We start from the raw sequence: 4,306 nt of genomic DNA, 5'->3' as shown, positions 1-4,306 counted from the left end.
GAGGGGGATGGCCCCGGCCGGCGGGGTCGGGGAGGTGAGCCGACGGCGAACGGCCCGGTGCCGGGATTCCGAGCACCGGGCCGCCGGGTCAGACGCGCAGCGTGGCTCCGCCGTCGACGTAGAGGTCGTGCAGGGTGATGTGCCGGGCGCGGTCGGTCAGCAGGAAGGCCACGGCCTCGGCCACGTCGACCGGTTCGGCGATGCGGCCCAGCGGTATGCCGGTGCGGTAGGTCTCCGGGTCACCGTCGATGACCCGGCTGCGGGCGGCGGCGGTCGCGGCACCGTCGGGGTCGTCGGTCGGGCCGGGCCACAGTTGCCGTTGCATGGCGGTGTCGGTGGAGCCGGGGGAGACGACGTTGCACCGCACACCGCTGCGGGCGACCTCCAGGCCCAGGCACTTGGTGAACTGCGCGGCGGCGGCCTTGGATGCGGCGTAGGCGGCCATGCCGGTGCGCGGTACGCCGGCCGCGTTGGACCCGACGGTGACGATGCATCCCGAGCGGCGCGCGGTCATGCGGCGCGCGACCGCCCGGGAGGTGTGGAAGACGCCGGTGGTGTTGACGGCGAAGGTCTCGGCCCAGTCCCGGTCGGTGAGTTCGGTGGCGGGGGCCACACGCAGGACGCCGGCGACGTTGACCAGGGCCCCGAGGGGGGCGATGTCCCGCTCGACGCCGTCCACGACGGCCTCCACCGCGCCGGGGTCGGTGACGTCCAAGGGGTGGGAGGTGACGAGCTCCGGTCCGAACTCCTTCTCCAGCGCGCGGATTGCGTCGGTCTCGCGATCGGTGGCGGCCACTCTCGCCCCCATCCCCACCAGAACGCGGACGACGGCCTCACCGATGCCGCCACCGGCGCCGGTCACCAGTGCGGTGAGACCGGCGAGTTCGGCACCGTGCCGGCCGGCCGGCTCGACGGTGGGGCGGACGAGCTGCGGCACGACGTCTCCCGATGGGGCTGCGCGGGCGCGAACGATCATCCGGGAACGACCGAACGGCGCCCGGGAATCACGGACGCTTAGGTAAGGCTAACCTAATATGACACATCCGTGAGCGGGGCGCACGCACCACCACCCTCCCCGCGCGCACGGGAGGGGCGATCAACCGACGCGTCATCGGCTTTACCCGAATGCGCGGCTCCTGACGCCGACGCACCCCACCGGGCGGGACGACCGCGGGTGGGCGGATCGCCGCGTTCACTCCTTGAACCTTGTCATGCTCATTGACTTGGCTTCGCAACCTCTGGCTTCATGTTGTGTGTTGCGCGGGAGCCGCACACCGGACGGCGGGTCCGGCCCTCCGCGTTCGACGTCACCCCGTCGAACGCCCCGCCGTGACACCGTCCCACCCCGAGCCGTGCGGGGCGGGACACCGACGCACCTCCGGGTGCCGTTTTGGGAGCGCTTCCAGGAAGAGACCCAGCCCGCCTCATCGGTGCGGACCATCGGTGAGACGGAAGCGGACATCTGATTTTGGGAGCGCTCCCAAAAATCCTCCCGCCGCCACCGGACGGGAGGGATCGGAAGCGCCGGGCCCGACCGGGAGCGACGTTCCGAAGTCGTTCCCCGCCCTCGGCGACAGTCGGACCGATCCTCGGTGGGGCGATCGGAACGGCGGGGGCCCCGACCCGTCCCCCGTTCACCTCCGGTACGCGCTCCCCGGCGTCCCGGACCGCCCCACCGCCCGGGGGCCGACCACTCCCGGCGGAGCACCATCCCCGGTATCAGGAAGGACACCGCACATGCCCTCCCGACCGCACCACCGGCGCGGCCGCACCGCCGCGGCGACGGCCGGCGTCGTGCTGGCCGCACTCCTCCCCCTCCACCTCGCCGGCGGCGCGACGGCGCACGCCAACGCCGACCCGAGCCCCGTGCGGGTCAACCAGATCGGCTACCTCACCGGCGCGGACAAGATCGCCACCGTGGTCTCCCCCTCGACCTCCCCCCTGCCCTGGGAGGTGCGCGACGCGGGCGGGAGGGTGGTGGCGAGCGGGACCACCGAGGTGCGCGGCCACGACGCCGCCTCCGGCGATCACGTCCACCACGCGGACTTCTCCTCCGTGGCCGCCACCGGTGCCCACACCCTGCACGTGCCGGGCGTCGGAACCAGCGTCGCCTTCGGCATCGAGGACTCCTCGCTGTACCCCGATCTCGCCGGCGAGGCGTTGAACTACTTCTACTTCCACCGGATGGGCACGCCGACCGAGGCCCGCCACCTGCGGTACCCCGCCCACGCGCACGACGCCCTGCACCCGGGCGACGAGTCCGTGCCGTGTTACCAGCGCTGGTGCGGGGACGAGCGGCTGAACGTGCGGTACTCCTGGGCGGACGCGGGCGACTTCGGGATCTACGCCGTCAACCACGCGATCTCGGCGTGGACGCTGCTCAACCTCCACGAGCGGTACCCCGACGCCCACCCCGACGGCTCCTTGAACATCCCCGAGAGCGGCAACGGGCGCTCGGACCTGGTGGACGAGGTGGAGTACGGCTCGCGGTTCATGCCCGGTCTGCTGCCCTCCACCGGTCTGGCCTCGCACAAGGTGCACAATCACGTCTGGAGCGCCTTCCCCACCTCGATCGGGGAGGAGAACGCCCAAGCCCGGTCCGCCCAGCCGCCGTCGACCAACGCGACCTATGCCGTCGCCCGCACCACCGCCCACCTGGCGCGGGTGCTGGAGGCGGACGACCCGGCCCGGGCCGCCGAACTGTGGGAGTCGGCCCGCGACGCCTGGCAGCGGGCGGAGTCGCACCCGGTGCTCACCTACCCCAATGCCCCGCAGGCCGAGGGCGGCGGCGACTACGGCGACTCGAAGACCACCGACGACCGGTACGCGGCCGCCGTGGAGTTGTACCTGACCGCCGGGGCGCTGGGCGACTCCTCGGTGGGCACCTACCGGTCGGCCGTGACCGGTTCCCCCCACTACGGGGAGATGGGGCAGTTCGACTGGGCCGAGGTCGCCGGCGCCGGCACCCTGTCGCTGCTCACCGTGGACAACGACCTACCGGCCGCCGACCTGGCGCGGATGAGGTCCGGCCTGCTCTCCTTCGCCGACTCGGTCATCGGCGTGCTGGGGAACGAGGGCTACCCGGCGGCGATCCCCGGCTCATCCCGCTACCCGTGGGGCTCCAACTCCTTCATCGCCAACCGGATGCTGGTGCTGGGCACCGCGCACGACCTGACCGGCGATACCCGATACCTGCGGGCGATGCACCGTTCGATGGACTACCTGATGGGCAACAACGCGATGCGCCTGTCGTACGTCACCGGCTACGGCGCCTTCGCCGAGACCGATCTGCACGACCGGCTCGCCTGGGGGGCCTACCCGCAGACCCCGTTCCCGCCCGGTTGGCTCTCCGGGGGCCCCAACAACGAACTGATCAACGACAACGCGACGCCGACCGGGCAGCCGGCCGCCAAGTCGTACGCGGGCCCGGACACCGCTCCGCAGGCGTGGGGGTCCAAGGAGAACACGATCAACTGGAACGCCCCGCTCGCCTGGGTGGCCACCCACCTGGACCGCACCGCACACGAGTTGCTCGAGGACGGCGGAAGCGGTCCCGGCCCCGGTGACACGGAACCGCCGACCGCGCCGGGTACCCCGACCGTCGTGGCGACCGACACCGGCTCGGTGACCCTCTCGTGGGCGGCGGCCACGGACAACGTGGGGGTGACCGGCTACCGGGTGCTGCGGCTGGACGGCGGGGCACGCACCCCCGTCGCCTCCGTCACCGGCACCACGGCGGTGGTCACCGGGCTGGAACCGGACACCGTCCACACCTTCGCGGTGGAGGCGCGGGACGCCGCCGGGAACGTCTCACCGCTGTCGGGAAGCGTGACCGTGCGCACCGAGGCCGGCGGGAACGGGCCGGGCGCGCCGGGGGCGACCTGCGCGGTGGCCTACCGGTTGACGAGCCAGTGGCAGGGTGGCTTCCAGGCCGAGGTGACGCTGACCAACACCGGCCCGACCACGCTCTCCGGATGGTCCCTGAACTGGGACTTCCCCGGTGGGGAGAGTGTGTCGAACATGTGGGGCGGCACCGCCTCGCAGGTCGGTGGACGGGTGACGGTCTCGCCGATGGACTACACCGCGAACGTGCCCTCGGGCGGGTCGGTGACGATCGGCTTCGTCGGCTCGTCCCCGGGTACGGCCGGGGTGCCGACGGCCTTCGCCGTGAACGGCGCGGCCTGCGCCGTGGAGTGAGTGTCGGGCCCGGGTCCCGTCGGCGGGGCCCGGGCCCGGCTCCCGAGCGGCGGGGGGCGCACGCGCCGGCCGGCCCCGGCGCGCGGCGGCCCCCGCCTCCCGCACCGCC

Annotated in this window: 2 protein-coding genes; one reads left to right on the top strand and one right to left on the bottom strand. The window is 73.2% G+C overall.

Annotated features, from left to right (window positions below):
- Positions 1 to 88 precede the first annotated feature (88 nt).
- A complete protein-coding gene (locus FNQ90_RS14205) occupies positions 89 to 937 on the bottom strand; it encodes a 2,3-dihydro-2,3-dihydroxybenzoate dehydrogenase (RefSeq protein ID WP_323379960.1) in 849 nt (282 codons plus the stop codon).
- Positions 938 to 1,737: 800 nt separating this feature from the next.
- Between FNQ90_RS14205 and FNQ90_RS14200 the strand changes: the two genes are divergently transcribed.
- The gene (locus tag FNQ90_RS14200; RefSeq protein ID WP_182606720.1) at positions 1,738 to 4,197 is read left to right on the top strand and encodes a glycoside hydrolase family 9 protein; all 2,460 of its coding nucleotides are present in this window, start codon (positions 1,738 to 1,740) and stop codon (positions 4,195 to 4,197) included.
- Positions 4,198 to 4,306 lie beyond the last annotated feature (109 nt).

The sequence above is a fragment of the Streptomyces alkaliphilus genome (genome assembly GCF_014141535.1).
GTDB lineage: Bacteria > Actinomycetota > Actinomycetes > Streptomycetales > Streptomycetaceae > Streptomyces > Streptomyces alkaliphilus.
The sequence above is the reverse complement of the archived record's forward strand: the minus strand, read 5'-3'. Positions and strand labels throughout refer to the sequence as shown.

What these genes read in the sequence shown, in the direction of transcription:
- FNQ90_RS14200 (WP_182606720.1), top strand. Translation starts at nt 1,738, where the DNA reads ATGCCCTCCCGACCGCACCACCGGCGCGGCCGCACCGCCGCGGCGACG.